Origin of the sequence: Streptomyces sp. NPDC002790 (assembly GCF_040295505.1) — a bacterium.
Lineage (GTDB): Bacteria > Actinomycetota > Actinomycetes > Streptomycetales > Streptomycetaceae > Streptomyces.
Genome location: NZ_JBEOVM010000010.1, coordinates 97,761 through 124,637, shown reverse-complemented (window position 1 = coordinate 124,637; position 26,877 = coordinate 97,761). Strand labels below are relative to the sequence as shown.

Below are 26,877 nucleotides of genomic sequence, written 5' to 3'. Positions count from 1 at the left end.
CCCGGCTCCCACGCCACGGGGCTCCGCCCCGGACCCCGCGCCTCAATCGCCGGCGGGGCTTGAAATGGGGCACCCGATCAAGCCCCTGCGGCGGTTGAGCAGCGGGGTCCGGGGCGGAGCCCCGTAGCGGTGCCGCGCAACGGAAACGACAGGCGCCGACCCCGGCACGGCCCCAAAAACCCGTCGCCGCCCGCACATCACACCGCCCCGAGGAACCCCCGCAACACCGCCTCCCCCGCCAAAACCCCCCGCTCGGCAAGCACCGTCACCCCGGGCGACACCCACCCCACATCCGCCAACTCCCCGTGCCCCGGCCGCCACCCCCGATCCACCACGCGGAGCAGATCCGCGTCGAGCAACGAATCCCCCGCCCCCAGCGTCAACCCCGCCCCGACCCTCCGCGCAACCTCCGAAACCGCCGCCCCCTTGGTCAACGGCTTCGGCACGGCGTACACCTTCCGCCCCTGGAGCGACACACCCCAGCCGATCCCGTCGGCCCACTCCCCGAGCTCCTTGACCCACCCCTCCGGCAGCGCCGCCCGGTCGACGACCAGGTACGCGAACAGGTCCTCCGCGACCCGCTCCTTCAGCAGCCACGCCGGATCCGCCGCGGCGACCATCCGCTCGCGCACCTCCCCGAGCGGCGCGCACTCCGAGTCGAGCCGCTCCCCGACCGCACGCCGCCACTCCGGATCCGACACCCCGTCGACCAGCAGGTGCCCACCGTTCGCACAGATCGCGTACGTCGGCGCCGCCCCCGGCAGGCGCACGCGCGCGTACTGCTCCCGCGTGCGCGTGGTCGTGGGCACGAACACCGCGCGCCGCCCCAGCTCGACCAGCATCTCGGCGGCGTCCTCGGTGACGTACGACAGAGGTCTGCCCTCGTACACCTCGACGCACAGCAGCCGCGGCGCCTCGGCGTCGGGCATCGTCAGGCCGAGCGCACCGGCGGAGTAGATGAGCGTACGGTCGAGATCGCTCGCGACGACAACGGGCGTGGTCACTTGGCCGCCACCGCCTTGCCGTCCGTCCCCGTCGCCCCGCGCGTGAACTTCGGATGGATCAACCCGACGCAGGTGTACGGGAGTTCGCCCACCACCTCGACCGGTACCCCACGCTGCTCCGCCAGCAGACGCACATGGTCGAGGTCCGCCCCGGCGTCCGCCCGCGCCAGGATCTTCCACGGCACCCGCCGCAGCAGCACCCGCGTCGTCTCGCCGACCCCGGGCTTCACCAGGTTCACGTCGCGGATCCCGTACTCCTCGCTGATCCGCTCGACGGCCGCCCAGCCCTCCCACGTGGGCGCCCTGTCGGCCCCCTGCAACTCCTTGACCTCGGCGTCGACCGACTCGGTGACCTCCGCGAACCGCTCCTCCACCGCGTCGAGGAACCTCTCCGAGACGTCCGAGCCGGCCAGCTCGGAGTAGAACTTCGCCCCGTGGAAGTCGTCGGGACCGACCAGATCGGAGCGCAGCACCGTCCGCGAAATCAGCCCGGACACCGTGGAGTTGAGGCAGGCCGACGGGATGAGGAAGTCCTCCCGCGTCCCGTACGTGCGCACGCACGAGCCCGGGTCGGCGAGCACGGCGATCTCCGGGTCAAAGCCATCGAACTCGGCGACCGCGGCCGCGAGTTCGCGCGTGATGGCCCCCTTGCCCGTCCACCCGTCGACGAACACGACATCCGCCGGATCGTGGTGTGCGGCGAGCCAGCGCAGGGCGTTCGCGTCGATGCCACGGCCGCGCACGATCGACACCGCGTAGTGCGGCAGTTCAAGGCCGTGCCGCCGCAGCGCCCAGCGCCGCATCAGCACCCCCACCGGCGTCCCGGCGCGCGCGAGCGACACGAGGACCGGGCGCGGTGAGCGCTCGGCGAGCACCGTCTCGGTGACCACACCCACCGCGTGGGCTATTCGCCCCGCGGACGCCTCGAGGGCCGCGTGGAACAACTCCTGGTACTGGGCGTTGGGCTGGTACTCGACGGGCAGCGACTCCGCGTAGTGCGCGCCCCCGCCCTGAATGGCCTCCTCGCGTTCCTCGGTCGGCGCCTCCAGCTGTACGTCCGACAGGTCCTGGAGCAGCCACCCCACCTCGTCCGGCGCGTACGAGGAGAACGCGGGGCCGCGCAGCGGCTCGGGCAACGGCATGGAGGACCTTTCCTGAGGAACGTACGACGGCACCACGGCCACGACCACCCGCGACGCGTACTCGGCGACCCGCTCCAACAGGCCGCCTGGGCCTGCGAGTTCGGCCGTGTCGCCCACCGAGTCGAGCACGACGACGACCGTGTCGAAGCCGCCGCCCGCGACGTTGTACGCGAACCGCTCCCCCGGCCCGTCCGCCGGCGTGTCGTGCGCCGGGAAGACGAGGCGGCTGCGGATCGCGTAACCGGGGTCGTCGACGGCGAGGGCGGGTGAGCGGGTCGTGGTGGAGTACGCGACGTCGGCGCCCGCCGCCTCCAGTTCGGTGGCGAGGCGCAGTGGCGCGTACATCAACTCCTCGTTGCCGAGGACGAGTACGCGTCCCTCGCCGAGGTGCGGCGCGAGGCGCGCGGCCATGTCGGGCAGTGCCGCTTCGAGGCGCTCCCGGTGCTCCGGTGTGAATCCGTGCCGTCCGCCGTCCGGCAGGCCCCGCGGCCAGCCGAGGTCGTCGATGCGTACGAGCTCGGCACGCTCACGGCGGGGCGCGGGAAGCCGCTCGCCCTCGTGCGCGGCGACGAGCGCCTGCCCCTTCTCGAGTACCCCGTCCGGCAGCCGCACCGCGCCGCGTGCCGTGACCACCAGGTCGACCCGCGCCCCGATCTCGCGCGCGAACTCCTCGAGCCGCCCCTGGTCGCCCGGCGAGCGCATGTCGACGAGCGCGACGATGACGTAGTGCCCCCGCGCGTGCAGTTCGTGCAGCGCCCGGATGGTGTTCAGGACCGTGTTCCCCGTGGAGAACTCGTCGTCGACGAGGACCAGCGGGCCGTCCCCCGCGAGCAGGCGCGGGTCCTCGGGCAGCAGCAGGTGCGAGGTGGCGTGCGAGTGGGACTCCTCGAAGCCGCCCGCGCGGGCCACGCCCTCGACAGGCCTGCGGGTGGAGTGCAGGTAGGTCGCGAGCGCGAGGCCGTCGGCGACCGAGTGCCCGAGCCCCGTCGCCGTCTCGGCGTAGCCGAGGACGATTGCGCGGCGCGCCGCGTCGTCGCCCAGCAGTTCCCGTACGCGTACGCCGAGGGCGCGCCCCGAACCCCACACCACCGATGGACGCTGCGGGACGTGCTTGCCCAGCACGTTCGACACCAGCAGGTGCGCGCGCTTGGGGTTGCGCCGCAGCGCGAGCCCCAGCATCCCGGACAGCTCCCGCTCGCCCGTCAGCTCGACCCCGAGCCGCTCGGCGACCCACTCCCCCGACCACACCACGTTCCCGCTGCCTCTCGCCTCTTCACGCGTCCCGAAAGCCGGTCTCACCTCTGCACGCACCCCGAATTCACGCACCCCTGGTTCACGCACCCCGAAAGCCCGGATCTCCTCGTCACTCATCCCGGCAACCCGGCCGTCAGCAGCTCCACGAACCCCACGTCCTCCCGCGCCACCCCGAACGCCTCCGCACGCCGCAGCGTCCGCTCGGCCCACGCGCGGTGCGGCTTCACCTCGTTCATCTTGTTCGTGTACGCGGACCGGAGCACACCGCCACCGTCCCGCTCGGGCCGCAGTATGTCGCAGGCGTCGCTGTACTCCTCGTGGCTCACGACGGAGAGCGCGTGCACGGGCAGCACGTGCGTGGGGTGGATGCAGGTCTTGCCGAGCAGTCCGTTGGCCCGGTCCAGCTCGATCTCGCGCAGCAGCCCGTCCATGTCGCGCTGGATGAGCGCCTGCCGCAGGTCGTCGGCCCGCCCCTCCAGGAAGGGGCTGCGGCGCAGCTGCGGCTTGAACATGCGCTCCTGGTGGCGGAAGTACTCCCAGACGGGCCCGGTCACCGTGAACCCCGTGCCGTCCGCCCGGCCCAGCAGGTTGACCACGTCGCCGATGACGGAGGCCACGATCTGGACGTCGTACGCCGTCATGTCCGCCGGCCTGCGCAGCCCGTACGCCGAGCAGAAGTCGGTGACGCCGAGGCGCAGCGCGAGCACCCGCTCGCGGTACTTGTCGACGGTGCGGGCGATGCCGGCCAGCGTCTCGCCGCGCGTCTCCAAGTGCAGCAGGTCGGGCGATTCCAGGACAGGCATGGCGAAAAGTCGCCGCCCTGTGGTCGCCTCGGCGGCGGTGAGTGCCTCCAGGAACGGAACGCCCCGCTCCTCGGTGAACTTCGGCAGCACGAATCCGGACAGCATTCCCACGGCGGGGCCGAGCCGCGCCGCGAGATCGGTGATCTGCTCCGGGGTCCGTACCCGGATGAAGAGCAGGGGCGGCTCGGCCCCCTCGGTGTCCCTGCGCGCGAGCTCGGTGAGCTGCCGCACCAGGTTCTCCTCGGCGCCCGGCACCTCGCCGTCGTGTATCGAGTCCTCGAGGCACAGCACCATGGAGGCGACGCCGTGCCCGGCCTGCTTGAGCACGTCGGCCGCGAGCTGCGGGCGGGTCGCCGGACTGTAGAGCGTCGCCCCGAGTGCCGCCGCGAGCATGCGGGGCGGGGAGTCCGCGGTGAAGTCCCGCGGCTCCTCGTGGAACAGACGCTCCCGCACCTCAGGGGCGATGTGCCCGAAATGACGCATAAAACTCCCCCGCACTGCCGGTCCACCCGGAATGATGTGGCCGGTAATAGTACGTACAAGGGCGTGTCAAAGGTTCCCGACCGTAATGAAGTTCTGGTAACCGGCGCGTGTCGCGCGCTGTTCTCCCGCCCCGCACGCGGCGGGCGATGCCTGCGCACAGAGATGTCGATCTTTGCACCCCGCGTTGTCCCGGCCGCCAGCGGGGAGGCAGGATGACGGCATGACGCACGCGATGCTCAAGGGGGCGAACGTCCCGCTCGACTCCACAGCGGTGCGCGCCGTGCTCCGCTGGTCCCCGGGGCAGGGCGTGCCGGCCGTCGACGCCTCGGCGCTGCTGCTCGCCGCGGACGGACAGGTCCGGTCCGACGAGGACTTCGTCTTCTACAACCAGCCGCGCCACCCCTCGGGGAAGGTCTGGCGGCTCGGCCAGAAGCGCGCCGCCGACGGCATGACGGACACCGTCCAGGCGGACCTCTCCGGCATTCCCGCGGAGATCACCCGGATCCTCGTAACGGCGTCCACGGACCCGGACGCGACCCCCTTCGAGACCGTTCGGTCGCTGCGGCTGTCCCTCTACGACGCCGGGGCCGAGGGCGCCGAGCCGATCGCGTACTTCGACATCAAGCCGGAGACCGGCGCCGAGACCGCGTTGATCTGCGGCGAGCTGTACCGGCGCGGTGACGGCTGGCGGCTGCGCGCGGTCGGCGAGGGCTACTCCGACGGCCTGGTGGGCCTCGCGACGGACTTCGGTATCTCGGTCGACGAATCATCCGCCGAGGCCGCTGCTGCCGCCGGGCCCGAGGCCGTGCCCGCCGCAGCCGCCCCGGCCGCCGAACCCGCGCCGCCCCTCGCGGCTCCCGGCCCGATGCCCGAGGCGGCGCCGGTCGTGGCGGCGGCGTTCCCGCTGCCGCCCCAGCAGCCGCCCGCGTACGGCTACCCGTCGGCGGCCGCCACGCAGCAGCAGCCGCCCGCGTACGGGTACCCGCAGCCGGTGTCGGCGTGGCCCGACCCGGCCTTCAAGCTGCCGCCGCAGGGGCCGCAGTTCACCGGCCGGTGACGGACTTGTAGCCCCGGCCCCACTGCAGGCCCCACCCGTACAGGCGATCGAGCTCGGCCTGGAACCCGTACACGAAGCGCACCTCGCGTCGTACGACGAAGTCGCCCTTCACGTTCTCGATGGAGACCACGGCGCACGAACGGGCCTGCGGCGCCCGCTCGTCGAGGCTGATCTCGATCCGGGGGCCGTTGCTCGGGTACAGCGTCACGTGGGCGTGCGTACGGTCGAAGGCCGGCGTCTGGTCGTAGATGTAGACGAACACCAGCAGGCGCTTGATGTCGTCGCGGTGATCGAGGTTGACGTAGACGGTCTCACCGGACCCCGAGCCGAACCGGTCGTCGCCGCTGAGCTTCACGTACGGCGGCTCGTTGAGCGCCCCGAAGAAGCTGCCGAGAGGCTGCACGACCCCCTTCGAACCGTCCTTCAGCTCGTACAGGCAGCCGAGGTCGAGGTCCACATTGACCATCGACTGGGTGTGTGCCTGCACCACATCGGGCTTGAACATGCTGAACGGATGCCGCATCAGGCTGTTCCGCTTGGGACCGCCGATGTCCGAAGTCCGCATCCGCCACGACAAATTGATGCGCAGATTGCCGGTGGCCGCGCCCTGCTTGGAGAGCGAGACGACCGGATGTCGCTTGGTGAGTTCGATGGCGTTGGTCGCCGCGCTGCCCGAATCGAACTCGAACTGCGCGGAGTTCCCGCGCCATACCCTGTCCCAGAAGGACATACCGCCCCCAAGTGCCGCCGTACATGCCGACGGGGCGGCCGCTGAGGACTTGTCCTCGTACAACCGCCCCGCTCACAGCGTTCCAGGAATACCCCAGGGGTCAAACCCGTGAATCAGACTCCTGATGACACCTCGGCCTTGTCCGAACTCCCGGAGGAGCCGCCCTCCTCGGCCGCGATCCGCTTGTTGCGCCGCACCGAGGACAGGAACGACCAGGCGATCAGCACGACGCCGATCAGGCCCGTGATGAGCTCGCTGATCTGGTACTGGATGGTGACCAGGAGGAGCACGGCGAGCGCGCCGATCGCGTAGTGCGCGCCGTGCTCCAGGTACACGTAGTCGTCCAGGGTGCCCTGGCGGACCAGGTAGACCGTGAGCGAACGGACGTACATGGCGCCAATGCCGAGGCCGAGGGCCATCATCACGATGTCGTTGGTGATCGCGAAGGCGCCGACCACACCGTCGAAGGAGAAGGACGCGTCGAGGACCTCGAGGTAGAGGAACATGAAGAACGCGGCCTTGCCGACCATCACCGCCGCCGACTGCGGCTTGCCCTCGCGCTTGGCCTTCTCCTCGGCCTCGTGCTCGCGCTCCTCCTCTTCCTCGAGACGGTGCTCGAAGAAGCCCGACAGACCGTTCACCACGAGATACGTGATGAGACCCGCGACGCCCGCGAGCAGCACGGTGGCCTGCTTGTCCGCGTGTACGCCGCCGTGCTGGTGCGCGTGGACCGCGACCGTCATGGAGGCGATGAGCAGCACGATCAGGGCGACGCAGACCGACAGCATGTCGACCTTGCCGAGCTTGGCGAGCGGGCGCTCGAGCCAGCCCAGCCACTTGATGTCGCGCTCCTCGAAGATGAAGTCGAGGAAAATCATGAACAGGAACATGCCACCGAAGGCGGCGATGGACGGGTGCGCGTCCGTGACCAGCTGCTGGTAGCGGTCGGGCTGGTTGAACGCGAGGTCGACCGCCTCGATCGGGCCCAGCTTGGCGCTGATGGCGACGATGACGACGGGGAAGACGAGCCGCATGCCGAAGACGGCGATCAGCACACCGACCGTGAGGAAGATCTTCTGCCAGAAGGCGCTCATCTTCTTCAGGATTCCGGCGTTGACCACGGCGTTGTCGAAGGACAGCGAGATCTCCAGGATCACAAGGATCAAGACGACCCCGAAGGCCTCCCATCCGCCGTAGAACACCGCGGCGATCAAGCCGAGCACGGTGATCGCGAACGACCAGCCGAAGGTTTTCAGAAGCACTGGCTACCCCATCATGTGAACGGGTTTCCCCGTGCTGGTTGTACGGGGCTCCCCCGCTCCGCGCACGGCTTAACACTGCATTCTCCCGGGAGGTGGCCCCGGGCCCCCAGCAGGAGAACCCCGGAACCGCCCGAGCTTGAACCTCACCAGGAGAACGCTTTAGGAAACGTTGACTCCGAAGTCTAGAGCGATACCCCTGAGCCCTGACGCGTACCCCTGGCCCACTGCCCGGAACTTCCACTCTCCTCCGTATCGGTACACCTCGCCAAAGATCATGGCCGTCTCGGTGGAAGCGTCCTCGGAGAGGTCGTAACGGGCGAGCTCCTGACCGTCCGCCTGGTTCACGACGCGGATGAACGCGTTGCTGACCTGGCCGAAGGTCTGGCTCCTGTTGTCCGCGTCATGGATGGAGACGGGGAAAATGATCTTGTCGCAGCCGGCCGGCACCTTGGAGAGGTCGACCAGGAGCGACTCGTCGTCGCCCTCACCCTCGCCGGTGAGGTTGTCTCCCGTGTGCTCGACCGAACCGTCCGGGCTCTTGAGCTGGTTGTAGAAGATGAACCACTCGTCGCCCATGACCCGGCCATCGCTGCAGAGCAGCGCGCTGGCGTCGAGGTCGAAGTCCGCGCCGGTGGTGGAGCGCGCGTCCCATCCGAGCCCGACCAGGATCTGTGTGAGGTTCGGTGCGGCCTTGGAGAGGGAGACATTGCCTCCCTTGGCGAGCGTGACGCCCATGATCGTGTCCTCCCCGAGGTGTGGTGATGCTGTGGTCGAGCGCGTCCGGCGCCGCACTGGAGGTGCGGCGCCGGACGGGATGAACGTGCTGCGGTGCTTCGGCTCAGACGTTGACGCCGAAGTCCTGCGCGATGCCGCGCAGGCCCGAGGCGTAGCCCTGGCCGACAGCGCGGAACTTCCACTCCGCCCCGCTGCGGTACAGCTCGCCGAAGACCATCGCGGTCTCCGTGGAGGCGTCCTCGGAGAGGTCGTAACGGGCGATCTCGGCGCCGCCCGCCTGGTTCACGACGCGGATGAACGCGTTGCGCACCTGGCCGAAGGACTGCTGACGGCTCTCGGCGTCGTAGATCGACACCGGGAACACGATCTTGTCGACATCGGCCGGAACCGAAGCGAGGTCGACCTTGACCTGCTCGTCGTCGCCCTCGCCCTCACCGGTGGTGTTGTCACCGGTGTGCTCGACCGAGCCGTCCGCGCTCTTCAGGTTGTTGAAGAACACGAAGTCCTGGTCGTTGCGAACCTTGCCCTCGGCGTTCGTCAGGATGGCGCTCGCGTCAAGGTCGAAGTCCGTACCGGTAGTGGTACGGACGTCCCACCCGAGGCCCACGACGACTGCCGTGAGGCCAGGGGCCTCCTTGCTCAGCGATACGTTGCCACCCTTGCTGAGGCTGACTCCCACGATTCCTCCCTATGGTCCCTAGGGGCGGGGAGCCCCCGTGCTGCTCTTGTATCGGATCAACGTCTGGATCCTAGTAAGGGGTTCCCGCCCCGGCGAGGGATCCAGCAGGGTGTCGTCCGTCGACGGCTCGCCCTACAGGGCGTCGATCGCCTTGACGTACTCGTTCAGGTCACGCGCGTCGGGGAGACCGTTGACGATGGTCCAGCGGACCACGCCCTCCTTGTCGATGATGAACGTGCCACGCACCGCGCAGCCCTTCTCCTCGTCGAAGACGCCGTACGCGCGCGAGGCCTCGCCGTGCGGCCAGAAGTCGCTCAGGAGCGGGTACTCAAGGCCCTCCTGCTCGGCGAAGACACGCAGCGAGAACGGGGAGTCGTTCGATACGGCGAGCAGCTGCACGTCGTCGTTGACGAACTTCGGCAACTCGTCACGCAGCGCGCACAGTTCCCCGGTGCACACGCCGGTGAAGGCGAACGGGTAGAAGAGCAGCACCACGTTCTTCTCGCCCCGGAAGTCCGAGAGCTTCACGGTCTCACCGTGCTGGTTCTTGAGCTCGATCTCCGGAGCCTTGGTGCCGGCCTCGATCGCCATGGTGAAGCTTCCCTTCCGTGGGGCTGTTCGGGTGGCTTCAGCCTAGTTGGCCACGTTCGGGCACTGCCGAGCAGGGCGGCGCGGGGCGTGCGGTCATGCGTGAGGGCCCCCGCGGGCGCTGTGGCGCACCTGCGGGGGCCCTCACAAGGGTTCTCGTTCCGTTCCGGCTGCTATCGCTTCTTGGCGGCTGCCTTCGGCGTGGCCAGACGGCTTGCGGTCCAGTCCTTACCCGCGCTGACGCTCTTGCTCGCGGTCAGGCCCGCCGTGGTGGCGGCTTCGCCGATCTCACTGGCCTCGACGTAACCGTCGCGGCCGGTCTTCGGCGTCAGAAGCAGGATGGAGCCGCCTTCCTCCATGTAAGCGATGGCGTCCACCAGCGCATCAGTAAGGTCCCCGTCGTCATCACGGAACCAGAGCACCACGGCGTCAGCCACGTCGTCGTAGTCCTCGTCGACGAGCTCGGAGCCGATGGCCGCCTCGATGGTCTCTCGGAGCTCCTGATCGACGTCGTCGTCGTAGCCGATCTCCTGGACCACCTGGTCGGTCTGGAAACCCAGCCTCACGGCAAGGTTCGTTTCCGCGTGGTCCGCGGTCGCGCTCACGGATTGCCTCCTGATCGTGTTTACGAAGTTGTCTACAGCCTCGCGTACGCGCGAAGCGTTGGCCGTAGTCCACACGTGCGCGACGGATCGCGCAAGTACCCGGCCATCAAGACCGCCGAAACGGTGACTTTCCAGGCTGTGTCGCCGCAACTCCCGTCAAGGATCCCCGCCGTCCAGTGATCTGCGCCACAGCGATCTGTCAGCTTTGCCCGTCACTGCCCGAGCACCGAGCGCGACCGGGGCCCACGCCACCCCCTCGGAACGCCTGAGCGAAATCGGCGTATCGTGGCGATTTGAGCGCGACGGATGGCGGGATGTGGGCCGGACCTCGAATTACCTCTCGGTAGAGATGACGATTCCGAATTCGAGGTACACGATGGACAACGGCGCACCCGACGGTGCAACAGAGGCATCACCGACAGTGAAGGAACAGCGTGGTTTCCGGATCCGATCGCAACCCGATCATCATTGGCGGTCTTCCCAGCCAGGTCCCGGACTTCGATCCCGAGGAGACCCAGGAGTGGCTCGACTCCCTTGACGCCGCAATCGACGAGCGCGGCCGCGAGCGGGCCCGGTACCTGATGCTCCGGCTGATCGAGCGGGCCCGCGAGAAGCGCGTGGCCGTGCCCGAGATGCGCAGCACGGACTACATCAACACGATCGCCACCAAGGACGAACCCTTCTTCCCCGGCAACGAGGACATCGAGCGCAAGGTCCTCAACGCGACGCGGTGGAACGCGGCGGTGATGGTGTCCCGCGCTCAGCGGCCCGGCATCGGCGTCGGCGGCCACATCGCCACCTTCGCCTCCTCCGCGTCGCTGTACGACGTGGGCTTCAACCACTTCTTCCGCGGCAAGGACGAGGGCGACGGCGGCGACCAGGTCTTCTTCCAGGGCCATGCCTCTCCGGGCATCTACGCCCGCGCCTATCTCCTGGACCGGCTCAGCGAGGAGCAGCTCGACGGCTTCCGCCAGGAGAAGTCGAAGGCGCCCAACGGACTGTCCTCGTACCCGCACCCGCGCCTCATGCCGGACTTCTGGGAGTTCCCCACGGTCTCCATGGGCCTCGGCCCGCTGGGCGCGATCTTCCAGGCGCGGATGAACCGCTACATGGAGGCCCGCGGCATCGCCGACACCTCCAAGTCGCAGGTGTGGGCCTTCCTCGGCGACGGCGAGATGGACGAGCCCGAGTCCCTCGGCCAGCTCTCCATCGCCGCCCGTGAGGGCCTCGACAACCTCACCTTCGTCGTCAACTGCAATCTGCAGCGCCTCGACGGCCCGGTGCGCGGCAACGGCAAGATCATCCAGGAGCTCGAGTCCCAGTTCCGCGGCGCCGGCTGGAACGTCATCAAGCTGGTCTGGGACCGCAGTTGGGACCCGCTGCTCGCGCAGGACCGGGACGGCGTCCTGGTCAACAGGCTGAATACGACGCCCGACGGCCAGTTCCAGACGTACGCCACGGAGACCGGCGACTACATCCGCGAGCACTTCTTCGGCGACGACCACCGCCTGCGCACGATGGTCGAGAACATGACCGACAAGGAGATCCAGCACCTGGGCCGCGGCGGCCACGACCACAAGAAGATCTTCGCCGCGTTCACGGCCGCCCGGGAGCACAAGGGGCAGCCGACGGTCATCCTGGCGCAGACGGTCAAGGGCTGGACCCTCGGGCCGAACTTCGAGGGCCGCAACGCCACGCACCAGATGAAGAAGCTGACGGTCGACGACCTCAAGGGCTTCCGCGACCGGCTGCACATCCCGATCACCGACGCGCAGTTGGAGAGCGGCGCCCCGCCGTACTACCACCCCGGCCGGGACTCCGCGGAGATCCAGTACATGCACGACCGCCGCAAGGCGCTGGACGGGTACGTCCCGACCCGCGTCGTGCGCGCGAAGCCCCTCCAGCTCCCGGACGACAAGGCCTACGCGGGCGTCAAGAAGGGCTCCGGGCAGCAGTCGATCGCCACCACGATGGCCTTCGTCCGGCTGCTCAAGGACCTGATGCGGGACAAGGAGATCGGCAAGCGCTTCGTGCTGATCGCTCCCGATGAGTACCGCACCTTCGGCATGGACTCCTTCTTCCCGAGCGCGAAGATCTACAACCCGCTCGGCCAGCAGTACGAGTCCGTCGACCGTGAACTCCTGCTCGCCTACAAGGAGTCGGCCACCGGCCAGATGTTGCACGACGGCATCTCGGAGGCCGGCTGCACGGCGTCCCTGATCGCCGCCGGCTCCGCCTACGCGACCCACGGCGAGCCGCTGATCCCGGTCTATGTCTTCTACTCGATGTTCGGTTTCCAGCGCACCGGCGACCAGTTCTGGCAGATGGGCGACCAGCTGGCGCGTGGCTTCGTCCTCGGTGCGACCGCCGGCCGCACGACGCTGACCGGCGAGGGCCTCCAGCACGCGGACGGGCACTCGCAGCTGCTCGCTTCGACCAACCCCGCCTGCGTGGCCTACGACCCGGCGTATGCCTACGAGATCGCGTACATCGTCAAGGAGGGGCTGCGCCGGATGTACGGCCCGACCGCCGACGGCAAGGCGGGCGAGGACGTCTTCTACTACCTGACCGTCTACAACGAGCCGATCCAGCACCCCGCCGAACCGGCCGATGTCGACGTCGAGGGCATCCTCAAGGGCATCCACCGCATCAGCACCGGGACTTCGGGCTCGATCCCCGCCCAGATCCTGGCGTCGGGCGTCGGCGTCCCGTGGGCGATCGAGGCGCAGCAGATCCTCGCCCAGGACTGGAACGTACGGGCCGACGTCTGGTCCGCGACGTCGTGGAACGAACTGCGCCGCGAGGCGGTGGAAGTAGAGCGCCACAACCTGCTGCACCCAGAAGAGGAGCAGCGCACGCCCTACGTCACGCAGAAGCTGTCCGGCGCGCAGGGGCCGTTCGTCGCCGTCTCCGACTGGATGCGCTCCGTCCCCGACCAGATCGCGCGCTGGGTGCCCGGCACGTACCAGTCCCTTGGTGCGGACGGTTTCGGTTTCGCGGACACACGAGGCGCCGCGCGTCGTTTCTTCCACATCGATGCCCAATCGGTTGTGCTCGGGGTGCTCACAGAGCTGGCGCGGGAGGGCAAGGTCGACCGCTCGGTCCTCAAGCAGGCGATCGACCGCTACCAGCTGCTCGAAGTCTCGGCCGCCGATCCCGGCACGGCCGGGGGCGACGCCTGAGCGGTGACTGCCTGACCGGTGGTTACCTGGACCGGTCGTTACCTGGCTGGTGAGGGCCTCACCGGATACTGGGCGGAGGGCGGCGAGAGCTTCGGCCTCGCCGCCCTCCGGCATGTCCCGGTTCGCTCAGAACGCTCCGCCCGCGAGCGGCCCGGCCGCAGAGGCCAGCCAGACGATCGCGAGGAGAATGTCGATCGCGCCGAGCACGACCGCGACGAGTGCGGGTACCGACTGTGTGCCGGTCCAGCGACGGCCCATGGCCAGCCAGCCGCAGACGACGGCGACCGGTCCGAGCACGATCCCCAGGGTGAAGAAGCCGGCGATCGCGCAGATGAGGCCGATGATTCCGAGCGACGCGCGGTCCGGCCCGGTCCGTGACCCTACGCGGCCACGTGAGCGGGGGTGCTTGCGCGTGGTGTGTCCGAAGCCCGCCATCATCACTCCCTGAGATTTTCCGGTTCTTCCGGACTCGGGCGATGCTTCGGGTACCCCGCTTGCCGCGGTCTATCGCGCGCCGTACTCCACGGTTCCCGCCGACCCCCTATTGCTCCCAGACCTTGAACGCCCGGGCCCGGTACGGGGATTCGGGCTCCCATGTCCCGCTGCCGGGGTACGTCTGGAACTCACCGGTCTCCGCGCACACCGCGGATTGATAGGTGGTGACGGGACGGCCGGTGCGGTTGGCGAGGGACGTCGCGCTGCTCCCCTCCGGCAGCGCGATGCAGCTTTCGATGTCGATATCGGCCAGCTCATAGGCGTGCCTGGACCCCTTGAACCCGCTCTTGCCCCAGAGACACAGCTCCCCCGCCGCGCAGTCGCCCAAGGTCGGTGGCGCCGCCGCGGTGGCGAGGCCAGGAGTGAGTGCCACCGCGGCGAGCGCGGTAGCGGCGGCAGCCGTGGTCATGAATGTACGCATGTTCTTCAACCCCCGTGTCGTGTCGACCAGTTGCGGTCGCGACTGATCGCTTGCCAGACACTCTGGCCCGGAAGATCTGGTTCCGGGAAGAGCTGCCGAGGGACGTCACCCTGATAAGCGAAAGCCCCCGGATAGTTCCCGGGGGCTTCCCTCGCACGAGCGGTTTCGCACGCCATAAAAGCGGGTTACACGCGATCCGGGCCGGTGGTCGGCCGTCAGATGTGCGCTGCGCCCGCGCCCGCCTCCGCGTTCTCCCCGCGCTTGGTCAGCAGCGCGACGAGGATGGCGACGACGGCGACGCCCGCGGCGACCAGGCAGGCCGCGCTCATGCCCGAGATGAAGGTGTCCTGCGCGACGCCTGTGATCTTCTCGGCGAGCGCAGGCGGGGCGCCCGGAGGCACCGGCGCGACACCGACCTGGACCGCCTCCGCCGCCTGGCCCAGCTGCCCGTGCGTGAGCGGCGGGAGCCCGGCGCCCGTCCAGTTCCCGGCGAGGTCGCTGTCGACCTTGGACGCCATGACGGCACCGAGCACGGCGGTGCCGAGGCTGCCGCCGATCTGCATCGCGGCCTGCTGGAGTCCGCCGGCCACGCCGGAGAGCTCCAACGGGGCGTTGCCCACGATGACTTCGGTCGCTCCGACCATCACGGGCGCGAGCCCAAGACCGAGCAGGGCGAACCAGAGGGACATGATCCCGCTGCCCGTCCCCGCTTCCAGCGTGGACATCCCGTACATGGCGGCGGCGGTGAGCGTCATGCCACCGGCGAGCGGGACGCGAGGGCCGAACTTCGTGATCATCGCGCCCGCCAACGGCGAGCCGACGATCATCATGCCGGTCAGCGGAAGCAGGTGCATGCCGCTCTCGACCGGGCTCATGCCGTGCACGTTCTGGAGGTAGAACGTGACGAAGAACAGCCCGCCCATGAAGGCGATGGCCATGAGCACCATCAGCACCACACCGGCCGACAACGGCACGGACCGGAACAGGGCCATCGGGATGAGTGGTTCGGCGACGCGGGTCTCCCAGAGCGCGAACACCACGAAGCACAGCACCGAACCGGCGATGAACGTCCAGGTCATACCGTCGCCCCAGCCCCATGTCGGGGCCTTGATGAGCGCCCAGACCAGGCAGAACATCGCGCCGGACAGCAGCACGATGCCGAGGACGTCGAAGGACCGCGGCGCGTTCTCGGCGCGGTGGTCAAGGAGGATGAAGAGCCCCAGGGCAAGGGCGAGAACGCCGATGGGGACGTTGATGAAGAAGACCGACTGCCAGCTGACGTGCTCGACGAGCAGCCCGCCGACGATCGGGCCGCCGGCGGTCGAGGCGCCGATGACCATGCCCCAGATGCCGATCGCCATGTTCAGTTTCTCGGCGGGGAACGTGGCGCGCAGCAGGCCGAGGGCGGCAGGCATGAGCAGTGCCCCGAACAGGCCCTGGAGCACGCGGAACGTGATGACGAGGGCGATGCTGTCGGACAGGCCGATGGCCCCCGACGCGGCGGCGAAGCCGACGACACCTATGAGGAAGGTCTGTCGGTGGCCGAATCGGTCACCGAGCTTGCCCGCGGTGATCAGCGCGACCGCGAGAGCGAGGAAGTAGCCGTTGGTGATCCACTGAACGTCGGCGAAGCTCGCGCCGAGGTCCTTCTTAATAGTCGGGTTGGCGATGGCGACGATGGTGCCGTCCAGGGCGACCATCATGACGCCGATCGCGACGGAGAAAAGTGTCAACCAGGGGTGCCCGCGCAGCCCCTTGGCCGGTGCCGGGACGTGCTCGGGCTCCGGAACCCGATCCGCCTTGTCGACAGTGGTCTGACTAGTCATGTGTTCGAGGCTAATGACAGCCACTGACAGTTGACGAACTATTTAACAAGTCAGTAACTGTCACGTCGCTCACACTATGGTGAGCTGCACAAACGGCAAGAAAGAGGACCATGACGGATCGAATCAACCTGCGTGAACTCAAGAAGCAACGCACCCGAAACTCCTTGTTGCGCACCGCACTTGAGCTCTTCACGACCCAGGGGTTCGATCGGACGACGGTCGACGAGATCACCGAGGCCTGCGAGGTGTCCCAGCGCACGTTCTTCCGGTATTTCGCGAACAAGGAGGAGGTCGCGCTCGCGGTGCAGCAGACGGTGGAGTGCCGCTTCCTCGCCGCGCTGCGCGAACGCCCCTCAGGGGAAAGCCCGTTCGAGGCGCTGCGGCAGACCGTGCTCGGCACTTGGGATGCGATGAGCCGCGTAGTCGAGGAGCTCATCCCCCTCGAACTCCACATGCGCACCTACCAGATGATCGAGTCGACCCCCTCCTTGCTCGCGGTTCACTTGCGCCGCTCCATCGAGCTGGAAGAGGAACTCGCGCGCGTGGTCGCCGATCGCGAAAGCCTCGACGTGGACAGCGACCCGCGCCCGCGCGTGGCCGTCGCCGCGTTCGGTGGCGTCATGCGGATGACCGGACGCCTGTGGGGTGCGGGAGACGACGGGAGCATCGAATCGATCCGCGCGCTCACCGAGTCGTACCTGGATCACTTGAGGCCTTCACTGGCCGGGCAATGGCGCCGCGACCAGGAATGATCGACACGAAGACGGCAGGGTGAGATGAGTCGCACCCACGCGCGCGAAAGGCGTTTCCTGCCCCTACGTAGCGTGAGGCCATCACTGCAGCCGTGTCCGGTTCTACCCAAATACACCAGGGGAAACGTGATCCGGCTCACCTCATTCACGGTGCCGCACGCGCTTCTCCTAGGGTGTCCCGCAGTGACTTCCTTCGATACCTCTCCCCAACTCAACGTCTGGCGCGCACTGCTTGCGCTGGCCGTCGTGTTCGTCATGCTGGCCACCACCGGCTGGACCGCGGTGCGTCATCAGCGAGGCGTCACATCTCCGCTCCAGACCGCGCTCACCTCTTGGGAGCACGGCCGGATAAATGGACATGCCTTGCCCGCGCACGACGGTTCCCCCACCCGCCTCGCGCATTTCTTCGGCTCGTTGAGCGCGCACCAGCGCGGCGAGCTCGCCGCCCGGTATCCGCTCGCGGTCGGCAACATGAACGGCGCCCCTACAGAGCTGCGATATCGCGCCAACCACGTCGCACTCGACCAGGCCCGCCGGGTCGAGCACAGGCGTATGTACGACAACCGGTTGTCGTCCGTCGGTCACGCCGACGCGAAAAAGCGCATGAAGAGGTTCACATCCCTGGCGAGGCCCGATCGTAAGATCCTCTCCTTCGACCCCATGGGCGGCGGCCGGGTCGCCGAGGTCTTCGGTGACCTCGGCAAGGCCCAGCGGGTGTCCGTCGTGGTGCCCGGTGTCGACACGAACGTGCTCACCTTCGAACGCACATCGCGCCAGTACTCGGCGCCCGTGGGCATGGCGCGCTCGCTGTACGGCGCCGAGCGCAGCGCCAGTCCGCACACACGTACCGCGGTTGTCGCGTGGGCCGACTACACCGCGCCGGCCGGCCTGGGCGTGGACGCCGCCACGGCGATGCGCGCCGAGGACGGAGCGGTCCGGCTCAACGCCATGCTGCGCGGTCTGCCCGGCCGGTCCTCCGTCGCCCTGTACTGCCACAGCTACGGCTCGGTGGTGTGCGGCGTCGCGGCGCACCACATGCCGGGGCGGGTCAGCGACATCGCGGTGGCGGGCAGTCCGGGCATGCGCGCCCAGAGTGCGGCGGGCCTGGACACGCACGCGCGCGTGTGGGCCACCCGCGACAAGGACGACTGGATCCAGGACATTCCCTACATGGAGGTGGGCGGTCTCGGTCATGGAGCCGACCCCGTCTCCTCCGCTTTCGGCGCGCGCGTCATGGCGGCAGGGGATTCCAAGGGCCATACCGGCTACTTCGTGCCGGGCACCGAGAGCCTCGCCAACTTCGCCGACATCGGCACCGGCGGGTACAAGACAGTGCACTGTGCCGGCGGAGGTCAGGGCTGCCTGGACGGTTTCTCCGGGAACGTCTCCGCCTGACGCGCGTAGAAAGTGCTGAAACAGCGGTCTGCCGCGATAGGCGACGGACACGCGCGCTCCGCCTACGATGAGCCACATGGGTGACGTACTGGCCGGATTTCATGCCGCCTGGGAGTTCGAGTCCGACTCCGTGCTCATCCGCTTCGAACGGGGGATCCGCACGCCGAAGCTCCTTCAGGCGCTGGGCGAACGCCGCATCCCTCTGGAAGCGGTCGCGGCGGTGACCCTGACGCCTGGGAAACGCGGGACCGTCGTGCTGCACGCGGTGCCGCGGCCGGGCGCGGACCCTCTGATGGACGCTGCCGCGGGTCAGCTCAAGGAGGGGAGCGACCCGTACCGCCTCGTGCTGCCCGCGGAGCGGGAGACGCTCGGCGAGTACTACACCGACGAGCTGCGGGCGAAGCTCTCCGACCATGAGGACATGCGTCCGGAGAGCTATCTGGTGGCTCCTCCCGAGCCGCCCCGCCAGTTCAAGGCCTACGACGGGAAGGCGACCTTCGACGGCGACGCGGTGGCATTCCGCTGGTTCTGGACCGGTGCGTCCTCCGCGAAGTGGAAGGCCGGGGACAAGACGTTCCCGATCTCGGACCTGAGCGGCGTCGAATGGCGCTCGCCCGAACTCTTCGAGGGCCATCTGCGCCTGCTGCCCCGGGACGCTTCCGGCGAGCAGCCTGGTCAGGCGGACCAGGATCCGGCCGCGGTCGTCTTCGGTCTTGGCTACGGCCCGGTGCACGAGTCGCTGCCGTTCGCCGCCTCGGTGCTGGCGGCCGTGCGCGCGTCCGGCCCCACGCCGCAGCAGGGCGGGACTTTGTGTACCGAGTCGGCGGGTCCCGGAAGGCGCGACCCTGCGGACATCGCCGACCGCATCCGACACCTGGGAGAGCTGCACCAGGCCGGTCTGGTGACCGACTTGGAATTCACGTCGAAGAAGGCCGAGCTGCTCGCCGAGCTGTGACGGCCGGGCCGCGCGGCCCGGCGCCGGGGACACGCCCGACCGCCGGTTCTCTCATACCTGGGTAGGGGGTGCGGTTGAGCACTCCAGTATGACGGCGCGATCGACCCCGGGTGTCTACGCTGATCTGGCCATGAGCACTGCACCGCCATCCCCCGAGAAGACGCCCCGCCCACCGGACGACGGTTCCGGCCGGGCGGGCTCTCGGCGCGTGACCGGGGCAGTGCGTCGGCTGGGCGACCGGCTGGCCTCGGCCGGGGCGACGCTGACCGCGGCCCTGGGCGACGACCGGTCGGAGCCCCTGCTGGCGCACGCGCCGCGCCGTTGGATGCGGCTGCTGCCCTATCTGGTCGCGCTGGGCTTCACCGCGTCGCTGATTCCGGTCACGACCCAGGTCCTGGCGAACGACTACGGGGTCAGCGGTGGCCTCGCCGCGGCGATCGGCGTGGCACAGTCCGCTCCCCTGGTCCTCGCGGTGAGCCGGCCTCTGGCCGCCTGGTACATCATGATCACCGCGGCCGTGCTGGGCACGATCCCGGTCTTCCAGGGGGACGCTCACCATCCGTCGCCGTGGACACCCATGGTGGTCGTCGGGTACCTGGTGCTGTGCATCGCGCTTGCTCTGCGAGAGAGTCGTCGCACTCTCGTCAACATCTGGCTGGTGACCGTCGCCGCCAGCATCGTGGTCGGCATGTTCCGCGACAGCACCAGCCAGGACACGGGAGTACTCCTCATCGTCCTGAGCGGTGGGGTGCTGCTCCTGGGAGCCCTGCTGCGGGAGCGCGGCGAGACCAGACGCAAGCTCGTCGTACAGGAGACGATCAGCGAGGCCGAGCGGACCCGCAGAACACTGCTCGAGGAGCGGGCCAGGATCGCGCGCGAGCTGCACGACGTCGTCGCCCACCACATGTCGGTGATCACCGTGCAGGCGGACTCCGCGCCCTACCGGCTGCAGGACCTGCCCGGCGAGGCGCGCGAGGAGTTCGAGTCGATCGCCACGGGTGCACGCGCGTCGCTGACCGAGATGCGCCGTCTCCTCGCGGTCCTGCGCAGTGAGGAGACGCAAGGTGACCTGCTGCCGCAGCCCGGCCTCGCGCACCTGCGCCAACTGGTCGAGGCGACTGTACGAGGCGGGGTGCCTGCCGAACTGTCCTATCCGGAGCTGACTCTCGTCGGGGAACTGGTCCAGGTGCCCCCGGCGGTGGACCTCTCCGCGTACCGCATCGTGCAGGAGGCGTTGTCGAACGTGGTGCGGCACGCTCCGGGTGCGCGGACTCAGGTCTCCATCGGCCTCGACGGCGACGCCCTCCTGGTGGTCGTGGTCAACGGGCCGGCGGCGGAGCCGGTGTCGCCTGTCGAGTCGACCGCCGGTACCGGGCACGGACTGATAGGGATGAACGAGCGCGTACGGTTGGTCGGCGGGACGCTGGACGTGGGCCCGCTGCCCGACGGAGGTTTCCGTGTCGCGGCCCTGCTCCCGTTGAGCGTGCCCGACTCCCCGACGGCGTAAAGGAATTCGGCACGCATGACCATCCGCGTGATCATCGTCGACGACCAGAGCATGGTGCGGGCGGGTTTCGCCGCGCTGCTCAACGCGCAGAGCGACATCGACGTCGTGGGCGAGGCCCCGGACGGCAGGGAGGGTGTCCAGGTGAGCCGCTCCACGCATCCCGATGTCGTCCTCATGGATGTGCGAATGCCCGAGATGGATGGGCTGGCCGCGACCAAGGAGCTGCTGGATCCACCTCCCGGCGTGGTGCACCGGCCGAAGGTGCTGATGCTCACCACGTTCGACGTCGACGACTATGTGTACGCCGCTCTGTGGGCGGGCGCGTCCGGGTTTCTGCTCAAGGACGCGCCACCGGCCGATCTGATCGCCGCGGTTCGTGTGATCGCAGCCGGTGAGGCACTGCTCGCTCCGACGGTCACCAAGCGTCTCATCGCGGACTTCGCCAAGACCCGCCCCGCACAGCGCAAGAGCCACTCTCCGCTGCTGAAGAGCCTGACGCCGCGTGAGGCCGAGGTTCTCGAGCTGATCGCGCGCGGGCTGTCCAACCAGGAGATCGCGCAGAAATTGGTGCTGGCCGAGCAGACGGTGAAGACCCATATCGGCCGGGTGCTGGCGAAGTTGGGTCTCCGCGACCGGGCGCAGGCCGTGATCTTCGCGTATGAATCGGGTCTGGTCGCACCCGGCGGACAGTGAACCGCCACTCCTGAGACGCCCGACCCCCTACTGCGGTATTGGCCTGAGTACCCAGGTATCAACTGCTAGTTGGCTCCACAGTGTGACGCCCAGGCCGCGTCCGTCCTCTTACCTTCCCCTCGTCACACCACTGGACGAAGGGGAGACGGGCGATGGGCCTGAGCTCATGGAAACAACGCGGCCGTCGTGCCGTGGCAGCCGCCGCGCTCACGGCAATCGCCGTGTCCGGCACGGCGGGTTGGGCATCGGGCCAGGAGCAGCGCCCGCTCACCGGCCCTCCCCCGGGCACCGCTTCGTGGCGTGCGGACGATTCGCTGGGCCGCGGACTGCCTGACCCCGCGAGGGCCAAGCCCTCGCAAGTCGCTTTCTTCTTCCGCGGGTTGAGCGGGTCGGAACAGCACGATCTGGTCACGCGACACCCGTCGGTCGTCGGCAATCTGGACGGAGCGCCGATCGCTCTGCGGTACCAGGCGAACGCGCTGTCGCTGCGGGCCGCGCAGGACCGGGCCCGCGCCGACGCCGCGAACCGGACACTCACCGAGCGACAGCGGACCTCGGCGCGCGCGCTCGCCGACCGCTGCTCCCAACTGCTCGCGCAGGACCGCCGGATACTCGCCTTCGATCCTCGTGGGCGTGGCCAGGTCGCCGAGGTCTACGGGGACCTGGAGGCGGCTCGGCATGTCTCCGTGATCGTGCCGGGTTCCGATATCGACCTGGGCACGTTCGACCGGGCCAGGGACGTGTACGGAACGCCGACCGGGATGGCGCGCTCGCTGCACCGGGCGACGGGTGGGCAGACGGCCGTGGTGGCGTGGGCGGGATACACCACTCCGGTGGGTCTGGGCCCGGACGCGGCCACCGGCCGGCTGGCCGAGGCGGGAGCCCCCAGGCTGGCCCGCTTCACACAGGGCCTCACCGCGGCGGGCGCCCCGAAACCGGTCGTCTTCTGCCACAGCTACGGGTCAGTGGTGTGCGGGCTCGCCGCGTCCCGGCTTCCCGCAGCGGACCTTGTGGTCTTCGGTTCGCCCGGACTGCATGCCGACACGGTGACCGAACTGCACACCCGCGCCAGGGTGTGGGCGGCCCGCGACGACAGCGACTGGATCGGCAAGGTGCCGAACGTCGAGCTGTTCGGTCTTGGGCACGGAACCGACCCGACGGACGCGTCCTTCGGAGCCCACCGGGTGCCTGCCGAGCGAGCACAGGGACATACGGGCTACTTCGCGCCGGGCACGGACTCGCTGCGCGCCTTCGCCGACATCGCCACCGGAGCTGCGTCATGACCCCCACCTCTCTCCGCGCCTCCCTTTCCTCCGCCGTCACCTCGATCGACGCGAAGACCCCGGCGCACCGGGACCGGGCGGTGGACGGGCTGCGGGCGTTGGCTCTGCTCGCCGTGCCCACCGGCCACTGGCTGCTCGCCGGCTTCACGCTGGACCCACAGGGAGCCCTGCACAATGCGAGCCCGCTGAGCAGCTTCGGCTTCTTCGCGCCGCTCAGTTGGGTGTTGCAGATGCTCGGGGTCTTCTTCCTCGTCGGCGGATACGCGTCGGTCCTGTCGTTCCGTCGGGCGCGGGAGCGTGGCACGTCGACGGCCGGCTGGCTGCGAGGCAGGCTCGCCCGGCTGGGCCGGCCCGTGCTGGGTGTGACCGCGGTATGGGCCGCGATGGCCCCTCTGCTGTACGTCCTCGGGGTGCCCATGGCGACGTTGCGCACAGCTTCCACCCTGGTGATACAGCCCCTGTGGTTCGTCGGCATCTACACCGTGATCACCGCGCTCACACCGTGGTGCATCAAGGCGGCGCACAGACTCGGCGCCTGGTCCGCGGTCCCACTGATCGGATCGGTCGCCGTCGTCGACTTCCTCCGATACGGCCCCTTCTCCTCGGCCATGCCGTCGTGGTTGAGCCTGCTCAATCTCCTTCCGGGCTGGATGTTCGCCTACCAACTCGGTGTCTGCTGGGGTGAGAAGAGGCTCGGCAAGCGGGGGGCCTGGGCACTGCTCGCCGGTGGAACGGCTCTGTTCGCGGCCTTGTTGCTGCTCTTCCACTACCCGGCGTCGATGGTCGGGGTACCTGGCGAGGCACGGACGAACTCGCACCCGCCGTCGCTGTTGGTCCTCGCCCTCGCGGCCGCACAGAGCGGCGCGGCGATTCTGGTGCGGGACCGCCTGGGCAAGCTGCTGCGCCGGCCAGCCCTGTGGGCACCGGTCGTGGTCATCAACCTGTCGGCGATGACCATCCTGTGCTGGCACCAGACGGCGCTGCTCGTGGCGGCGATACCCGGCTCGTTCGCCGGCGCGATACCGGGCCTCACGACGGCACCGGACACGCTCGCCTGGATAGCGGTCCGCCTTGCGTGGCTGCCGCTGATCGCGACCTTGCTCGTCCTGATAGGACGCTATGCGCGGGGCTTCGAGTCACCGTGGAAGCGGGTGAGTCGGGGGCGGCGGGCGCTGGCAGGACTGCTCGCCGCCGGGTTCGCGGTGTTCGCGCTGGGGCTGGCGTGAGCAGCACCGGTGGCCCACAGGCCCAGGCCGTCCCCAACTAGCCGAGGTTTATCAGCCCACCACGGGCCCGTTGCTTCTCAACTCAACAGTGAGAATGCGCCGCTGCTCGCCCGCCCGCCGGCCCGCGGCGTCCGCTCCGGGCTGCGCATGCGGTTCACGCGCTCTCCGGCGCCGGGCGGGCGCCCGCATAGAAGTCGATCTTGTAGTCCAGCACGGCCAAAGTGTCCTGCAGCTCCGCCACCCGGTTCAGGACATCACGGCGGGTCGCTTCGAGCAGTTCCCTGCGCTCGTCGAAGGTCTGCTCACCCTGGCGCACGAGCTCGGCGTAGCGCACCATGTCGGCCACCGGCATCCCGGTGAGCCGTAGCTTGCCGACGAGCGCCAGCCAGTCCAGGTCACGGTTGCTGTAGCGGCGCTGCCCGGTGTGCGAGCGGTCGACGTCGGGCATCAGGCCGATCCGCTCGTACCAGCGCAAGGTGTGGGCGGTCAGTCCGGTGAGGGCGACGACCTCGCTGATGGTGTAGTGGTCCTGCCCCTCCGGGCGGGGGTGCGAGGGTGGCGCCGAGGCGCAGTTGTCGGTCTTCCGGGTCGCTGCGCGGGACCGGGGCGTGGTCTCCATCACCGTCATGGCCCCCACGCTAGAACCTTGGAGTGCACTCCAAGCAAGCACGGCAAACAAATATCGGGACGACACCTCGAATACGGTCCGGCTACGGTGCGGGCCATGACTGCCGTACGCCGCGCCACGCCTGCCGACGCCGAGGAACTGGTCCGCCTGCGCAAGATCATGCTCGACGCGATGAGACCGAGCGACGACGTGGAGTGGCAGCCGTACACGGCGCGGGCCCTGCGGTCCCATCTGGCCGACGAGGGTGGCCCGTTGGCGGCGTTCGTGGTCGAGGCGCCGGATGTTCCAGGCGCGCTCGCGGCCTGTGTGACCGGCACGGTCAACCTCAGCCTGGGCAGCCCCGGAAACCCGGAGGGCACTTCGGGGCACGTCTTCAATGTCTGCACCGATCCGGCGTACCGGCGCCGCGGCTACTCGCGGGCCTGCATGGATGCGCTGCTGGCCTGGTTCAAGGAGCGGGCCGTGCGCCGCATCGACCTGCACGCCTCCGCCGAGGGTGAGCCGCTGTACTCCTCCCTCGGATTCGCTCGCACTCCCGCGCCCGCGATGAGGCTGACTCTGTGACGACTTCGGCGAGGAATTAGGCTCGTGGGCATGCAGAGCCTCGCGTTGATCGAGAACTGGCCGGTACCGACCGCCGCAGCAGCCGTCGTCCGTGCGGACGGCACGGTACTGGGGACCTGGGGTCCCACGGCCCACCGTTTCCCGCTGGCCTCGGTCACCAAGCCGCTCGCGGCCTACGCGGCACTGGTCGCGTACGAGGAAGGGGCGATCGAGCTCGAGGACCCGGCCGGGCCCGAGGGCTCGACGGTCCGGCATCTGCTGGCCCACACCAGCGGGCTCGCCTTCGACGAGCACAGGACGACGTCGGAGCCGGGAACCCGGCGGCTGTACTCGAACGCGGGCTTCGAGGTGCTCGGGGACCACATCGCGAAGGCGACGGACATTCCGTTCGGCGAGTACCTGCGCCAGGCCGTGCTCGAACCGCTGGGGATGACGGCGACGGCGCTCGACGGATCGCCCGCCAAAGACGGTGTGTCGACGGTGGACGACCTGGTGCGGTTCGCCGCCGAGGTGCAGGCGCCTCGGTTGCTCGACCCGCGGACCGTGGCCGAGGCGATGACCGTGCAGTACCCGGGCACGAATGGCGTGCTTCCGGGGTACGGGCACCAGAACCCGAACGACTGGGGCCTTGGCTTCGAGATCCGGGGCCACAAGTCGCCCCACTGGACGGGGAGTTCGTCGTCGCCGCGGACGTTCGGGCACTTCGGGCAGTCGGGCACGTTCCTGTGGGTGGACCCAGATGCCGGGGTGGCCTGTGTGGCTCTGACGGACAGGGCGTTCGGGCCGTGGGCGGCCGAGGTGTGGCCGCCGTTCACCGACGCGGTGCTCGCGGAGATCTGACCGCGGACCGGGCGCCTCGGCTCGGGCACCTCGCGCACCTCGGTCACCTCGGGGCCCTCTGGTCACCCGGCCCGGGTCACCCGTCCATCTCCCAGATCAGCAGCTGCGCCTCCGTCGCCGCCAGCACCTCGAGGCCGGTCTCCGCGGTGATGCGGGCGGCGTCCCCGTCGGCCAACTCCGTGTCCCCGAGCCGAACTTCACCCTCGACCACGTGAATGTAGACGTGGGGGGCGGCCGGCACCTCTCCTCGCTCGCCCGCCGCCAGGCGCCGGACGTGCAGCATGGCGCCCGCAGCGGGGACGTCGTAGGGGGTGGAGTCCGCGATGCCGTGCACCACCTCGTACGCCGGGTCGCCTCCCGGGTCGAGGGGGGCGAGCCACATCTGGACGAAGGTGAGGGGCTCGACGCCGTCGTTGCGTTCGACGTGGCGGACGCCGCCGCCGGAGCTCAGACGCTGCACGTCGCCGGGGCGGACCACCGACTCGTGGCCGGTGGAGTCGCGGTGGGTGAGCTCACCGGTGACGACCCAGGTGACGATCTCCGTGTGGCTGTGGGGGTGTTCGTCGAAGCCGGCGCCCGGCGCGAGGCGTTCCTCGTTGCAGGCGAGGATCGCGCCGAAGCGCAGGTTGTCCGGGTCGTAGTGCGGGCCGAAGGAGAACGCGTGGAGGGATTCGATCCCCTCCTCGGGTTCGCCACCGGGGTAGCGGTCGCCGGAGCGACGTACGTCAATCATGCAGGTTCGTCTCCTGGCAGCACCGCGGGCCTGGC

Annotated in this window: 25 protein-coding genes; 11 read left to right on the top strand and 14 right to left on the bottom strand. The window is 69.2% G+C overall.

What is annotated here, in order from left to right; all coding sequences use genetic code 11:
• Window positions 1-197: 197 nt before the first annotated feature.
• The 3 genes from ABT004_RS08575 to ABT004_RS08565 all read right to left on the bottom strand — a co-directional run bounded on the left by ABT004_RS08575 (window position 198) and on the right by ABT004_RS08565 (window position 4,686).
• Window positions 198-1,004 carry an HAD family hydrolase gene (locus ABT004_RS08575; protein WP_351332874.1) on the bottom strand — a complete coding sequence of 269 codons (807 nt, stop codon included), beginning with the start codon at window positions 1,002-1,004 and terminating at the stop codon, window positions 198-200.
• Complete coding sequence (locus tag ABT004_RS08570) at window positions 1,001-3,397, bottom strand: phosphoribosyltransferase (protein WP_351332881.1); 2,397 nt, start codon at window positions 3,395-3,397, stop codon at window positions 1,001-1,003. Before ABT004_RS08570 ends, ABT004_RS08575 begins: the two co-directional genes overlap by 4 nt.
• 116 nt (window positions 3,398-3,513) lie before the next feature.
• Window positions 3,514-4,686 carry an HpcH/HpaI aldolase/citrate lyase family protein gene (locus ABT004_RS08565; protein ID WP_351332872.1) on the bottom strand — a complete coding sequence of 391 codons (1,173 nt, stop codon included), beginning with the start codon at window positions 4,684-4,686 and terminating at the stop codon, window positions 3,514-3,516.
• Between the two features lie 220 nt (window positions 4,687-4,906).
• On the opposite strand from ABT004_RS08565, the gene ABT004_RS08560 reads away from it, so the two are divergent.
• Window positions 4,907-5,743 (top strand): TerD family protein, encoded by an 837-nt coding sequence (locus tag ABT004_RS08560; RefSeq protein ID WP_351332869.1) that lies wholly within the window; start codon window positions 4,907-4,909, stop codon window positions 5,741-5,743.
• On the opposite strand, the gene ABT004_RS08555 is transcribed toward ABT004_RS08560, so the two are convergent.
• From ABT004_RS08555 to ABT004_RS08530, 6 genes are all read right to left on the bottom strand, one after another.
• Entirely contained in the window at window positions 5,730-6,473 is a 744-nt protein-coding gene (locus ABT004_RS08555; RefSeq protein ID WP_351332866.1) for a TerD family protein, read from the bottom strand. The genes ABT004_RS08560 and ABT004_RS08555 overlap by 14 nt on opposite strands.
• A 113-nt stretch (window positions 6,474-6,586) precedes the next feature.
• Window positions 6,587-7,735, bottom strand: coding sequence for a DUF475 domain-containing protein (locus tag ABT004_RS08550; protein WP_351332864.1), 1,149 nt, complete (start codon window positions 7,733-7,735; stop codon window positions 6,587-6,589).
• Window positions 7,736-7,894: 159 nt separating this feature from the next.
• Window positions 7,895-8,470, bottom strand: a complete 576-nt coding sequence (locus tag ABT004_RS08545; protein ID WP_351332861.1) for a TerD family protein — start codon at window positions 8,468-8,470, stop codon at window positions 7,895-7,897.
• 103 nt (window positions 8,471-8,573) lie between these two features.
• Window positions 8,574-9,149, bottom strand: coding sequence for a TerD family protein (locus ABT004_RS08540; protein WP_351332858.1), 576 nt, complete (start codon window positions 9,147-9,149; stop codon window positions 8,574-8,576).
• Between the two features lie 132 nt (window positions 9,150-9,281).
• Complete coding sequence (locus tag ABT004_RS08535; RefSeq protein WP_351332855.1) at window positions 9,282-9,740, bottom strand: peroxiredoxin; 459 nt, start codon at window positions 9,738-9,740, stop codon at window positions 9,282-9,284.
• 170 nt (window positions 9,741-9,910) lie between these two features.
• The gene (locus ABT004_RS08530; RefSeq protein ID WP_266720038.1) at window positions 9,911-10,342 is read right to left on the bottom strand and encodes a DUF3052 domain-containing protein; all 432 of its coding nucleotides are present in this window, start codon (window positions 10,340-10,342) and stop codon (window positions 9,911-9,913) included.
• 434 nt (window positions 10,343-10,776) lie between these two features.
• On the opposite strand from ABT004_RS08530, the gene aceE reads away from it, so the two are divergent.
• Complete coding sequence (aceE, locus tag ABT004_RS08525) at window positions 10,777-13,524, top strand: pyruvate dehydrogenase (acetyl-transferring), homodimeric type (protein WP_351332852.1); 2,748 nt, start codon at window positions 10,777-10,779, stop codon at window positions 13,522-13,524.
• A gap of 126 nt (window positions 13,525-13,650) precedes the next feature.
• On the opposite strand, the gene ABT004_RS08520 is transcribed toward aceE, so the two are convergent.
• The 3 genes from ABT004_RS08520 to ABT004_RS08510 form a co-directional block, all read right to left on the bottom strand.
• Window positions 13,651-13,959, bottom strand: coding sequence for a small hydrophobic protein (locus tag ABT004_RS08520; RefSeq protein WP_451191223.1), 309 nt, complete (start codon window positions 13,957-13,959; stop codon window positions 13,651-13,653).
• A gap of 106 nt (window positions 13,960-14,065) precedes the next feature.
• A complete protein-coding gene (locus ABT004_RS08515) occupies window positions 14,066-14,440 on the bottom strand; it encodes a peptidase inhibitor family I36 protein (RefSeq protein WP_351332847.1) in 375 nt (124 codons plus the stop codon).
• A gap of 215 nt (window positions 14,441-14,655) precedes the next feature.
• Complete coding sequence (locus tag ABT004_RS08510; RefSeq protein ID WP_351332844.1) at window positions 14,656-16,266, bottom strand: MFS transporter; 1,611 nt, start codon at window positions 16,264-16,266, stop codon at window positions 14,656-14,658.
• Between the two features lie 110 nt (window positions 16,267-16,376).
• Between ABT004_RS08510 and ABT004_RS08505 the strand changes: the two genes are divergently transcribed.
• From ABT004_RS08505 to ABT004_RS08475, 7 genes are all read left to right on the top strand, one after another.
• On the top strand, window positions 16,377-17,018 hold the full coding sequence (locus ABT004_RS08505; protein ID WP_351332842.1) for a TetR/AcrR family transcriptional regulator: 642 nt from the start codon (window positions 16,377-16,379) through the stop codon (window positions 17,016-17,018).
• A gap of 183 nt (window positions 17,019-17,201) precedes the next feature.
• A complete protein-coding gene (locus tag ABT004_RS08500; RefSeq protein ID WP_351332840.1) occupies window positions 17,202-18,413 on the top strand; it encodes an alpha/beta hydrolase in 1,212 nt (403 codons plus the stop codon).
• A gap of 76 nt (window positions 18,414-18,489) precedes the next feature.
• Window positions 18,490-19,368, top strand: coding sequence for a DUF4429 domain-containing protein (locus ABT004_RS08495; protein WP_351332837.1), 879 nt, complete (start codon window positions 18,490-18,492; stop codon window positions 19,366-19,368).
• Between the two features lie 130 nt (window positions 19,369-19,498).
• On the top strand, window positions 19,499-20,875 hold the full coding sequence (locus ABT004_RS08490; RefSeq protein WP_351332834.1) for a sensor histidine kinase: 1,377 nt from the start codon (window positions 19,499-19,501) through the stop codon (window positions 20,873-20,875).
• 15 nt (window positions 20,876-20,890) lie between these two features.
• Entirely contained in the window at window positions 20,891-21,568 is a 678-nt protein-coding gene (locus ABT004_RS08485) for a response regulator (protein WP_351332831.1), read from the top strand.
• Between the two features lie 152 nt (window positions 21,569-21,720).
• The gene (locus ABT004_RS08480) at window positions 21,721-22,851 is read left to right on the top strand and encodes an alpha/beta hydrolase (RefSeq protein ID WP_351332828.1); all 1,131 of its coding nucleotides are present in this window, start codon (window positions 21,721-21,723) and stop codon (window positions 22,849-22,851) included.
• On the top strand, window positions 22,848-24,077 hold the full coding sequence (locus ABT004_RS08475; RefSeq protein ID WP_351332825.1) for an acyltransferase family protein: 1,230 nt from the start codon (window positions 22,848-22,850) through the stop codon (window positions 24,075-24,077). The genes ABT004_RS08480 and ABT004_RS08475 overlap by 4 nt, the downstream gene beginning before the upstream one ends.
• Window positions 24,078-24,231: 154 nt before the next feature.
• On the opposite strand, the gene ABT004_RS08470 is transcribed toward ABT004_RS08475, so the two are convergent.
• On the bottom strand, window positions 24,232-24,705 hold the full coding sequence (locus ABT004_RS08470; protein ID WP_351332823.1) for a MerR family transcriptional regulator: 474 nt from the start codon (window positions 24,703-24,705) through the stop codon (window positions 24,232-24,234).
• Between the two features lie 96 nt (window positions 24,706-24,801).
• Between ABT004_RS08470 and ABT004_RS08465 the strand changes: the two genes are divergently transcribed.
• Both ABT004_RS08465 and ABT004_RS08460 read left to right on the top strand, forming a co-directional pair.
• Complete coding sequence (locus ABT004_RS08465; protein ID WP_351332820.1) at window positions 24,802-25,269, top strand: GNAT family N-acetyltransferase; 468 nt, start codon at window positions 24,802-24,804, stop codon at window positions 25,267-25,269.
• Between the two features lie 24 nt (window positions 25,270-25,293).
• Window positions 25,294-26,109, top strand: a complete 816-nt coding sequence (locus ABT004_RS08460; RefSeq protein ID WP_351332817.1) for a serine hydrolase domain-containing protein — start codon at window positions 25,294-25,296, stop codon at window positions 26,107-26,109.
• A 76-nt stretch (window positions 26,110-26,185) separates the two neighbouring features.
• Here ABT004_RS08460 and ABT004_RS08455 read toward each other — a convergent pair whose 3' ends face one another.
• Window positions 26,186-26,842, bottom strand: a complete 657-nt coding sequence (locus ABT004_RS08455; RefSeq protein ID WP_351332815.1) for a pirin family protein — start codon at window positions 26,840-26,842, stop codon at window positions 26,186-26,188.
• Between the last annotated feature and the right edge of the window lie 35 nt (window positions 26,843-26,877).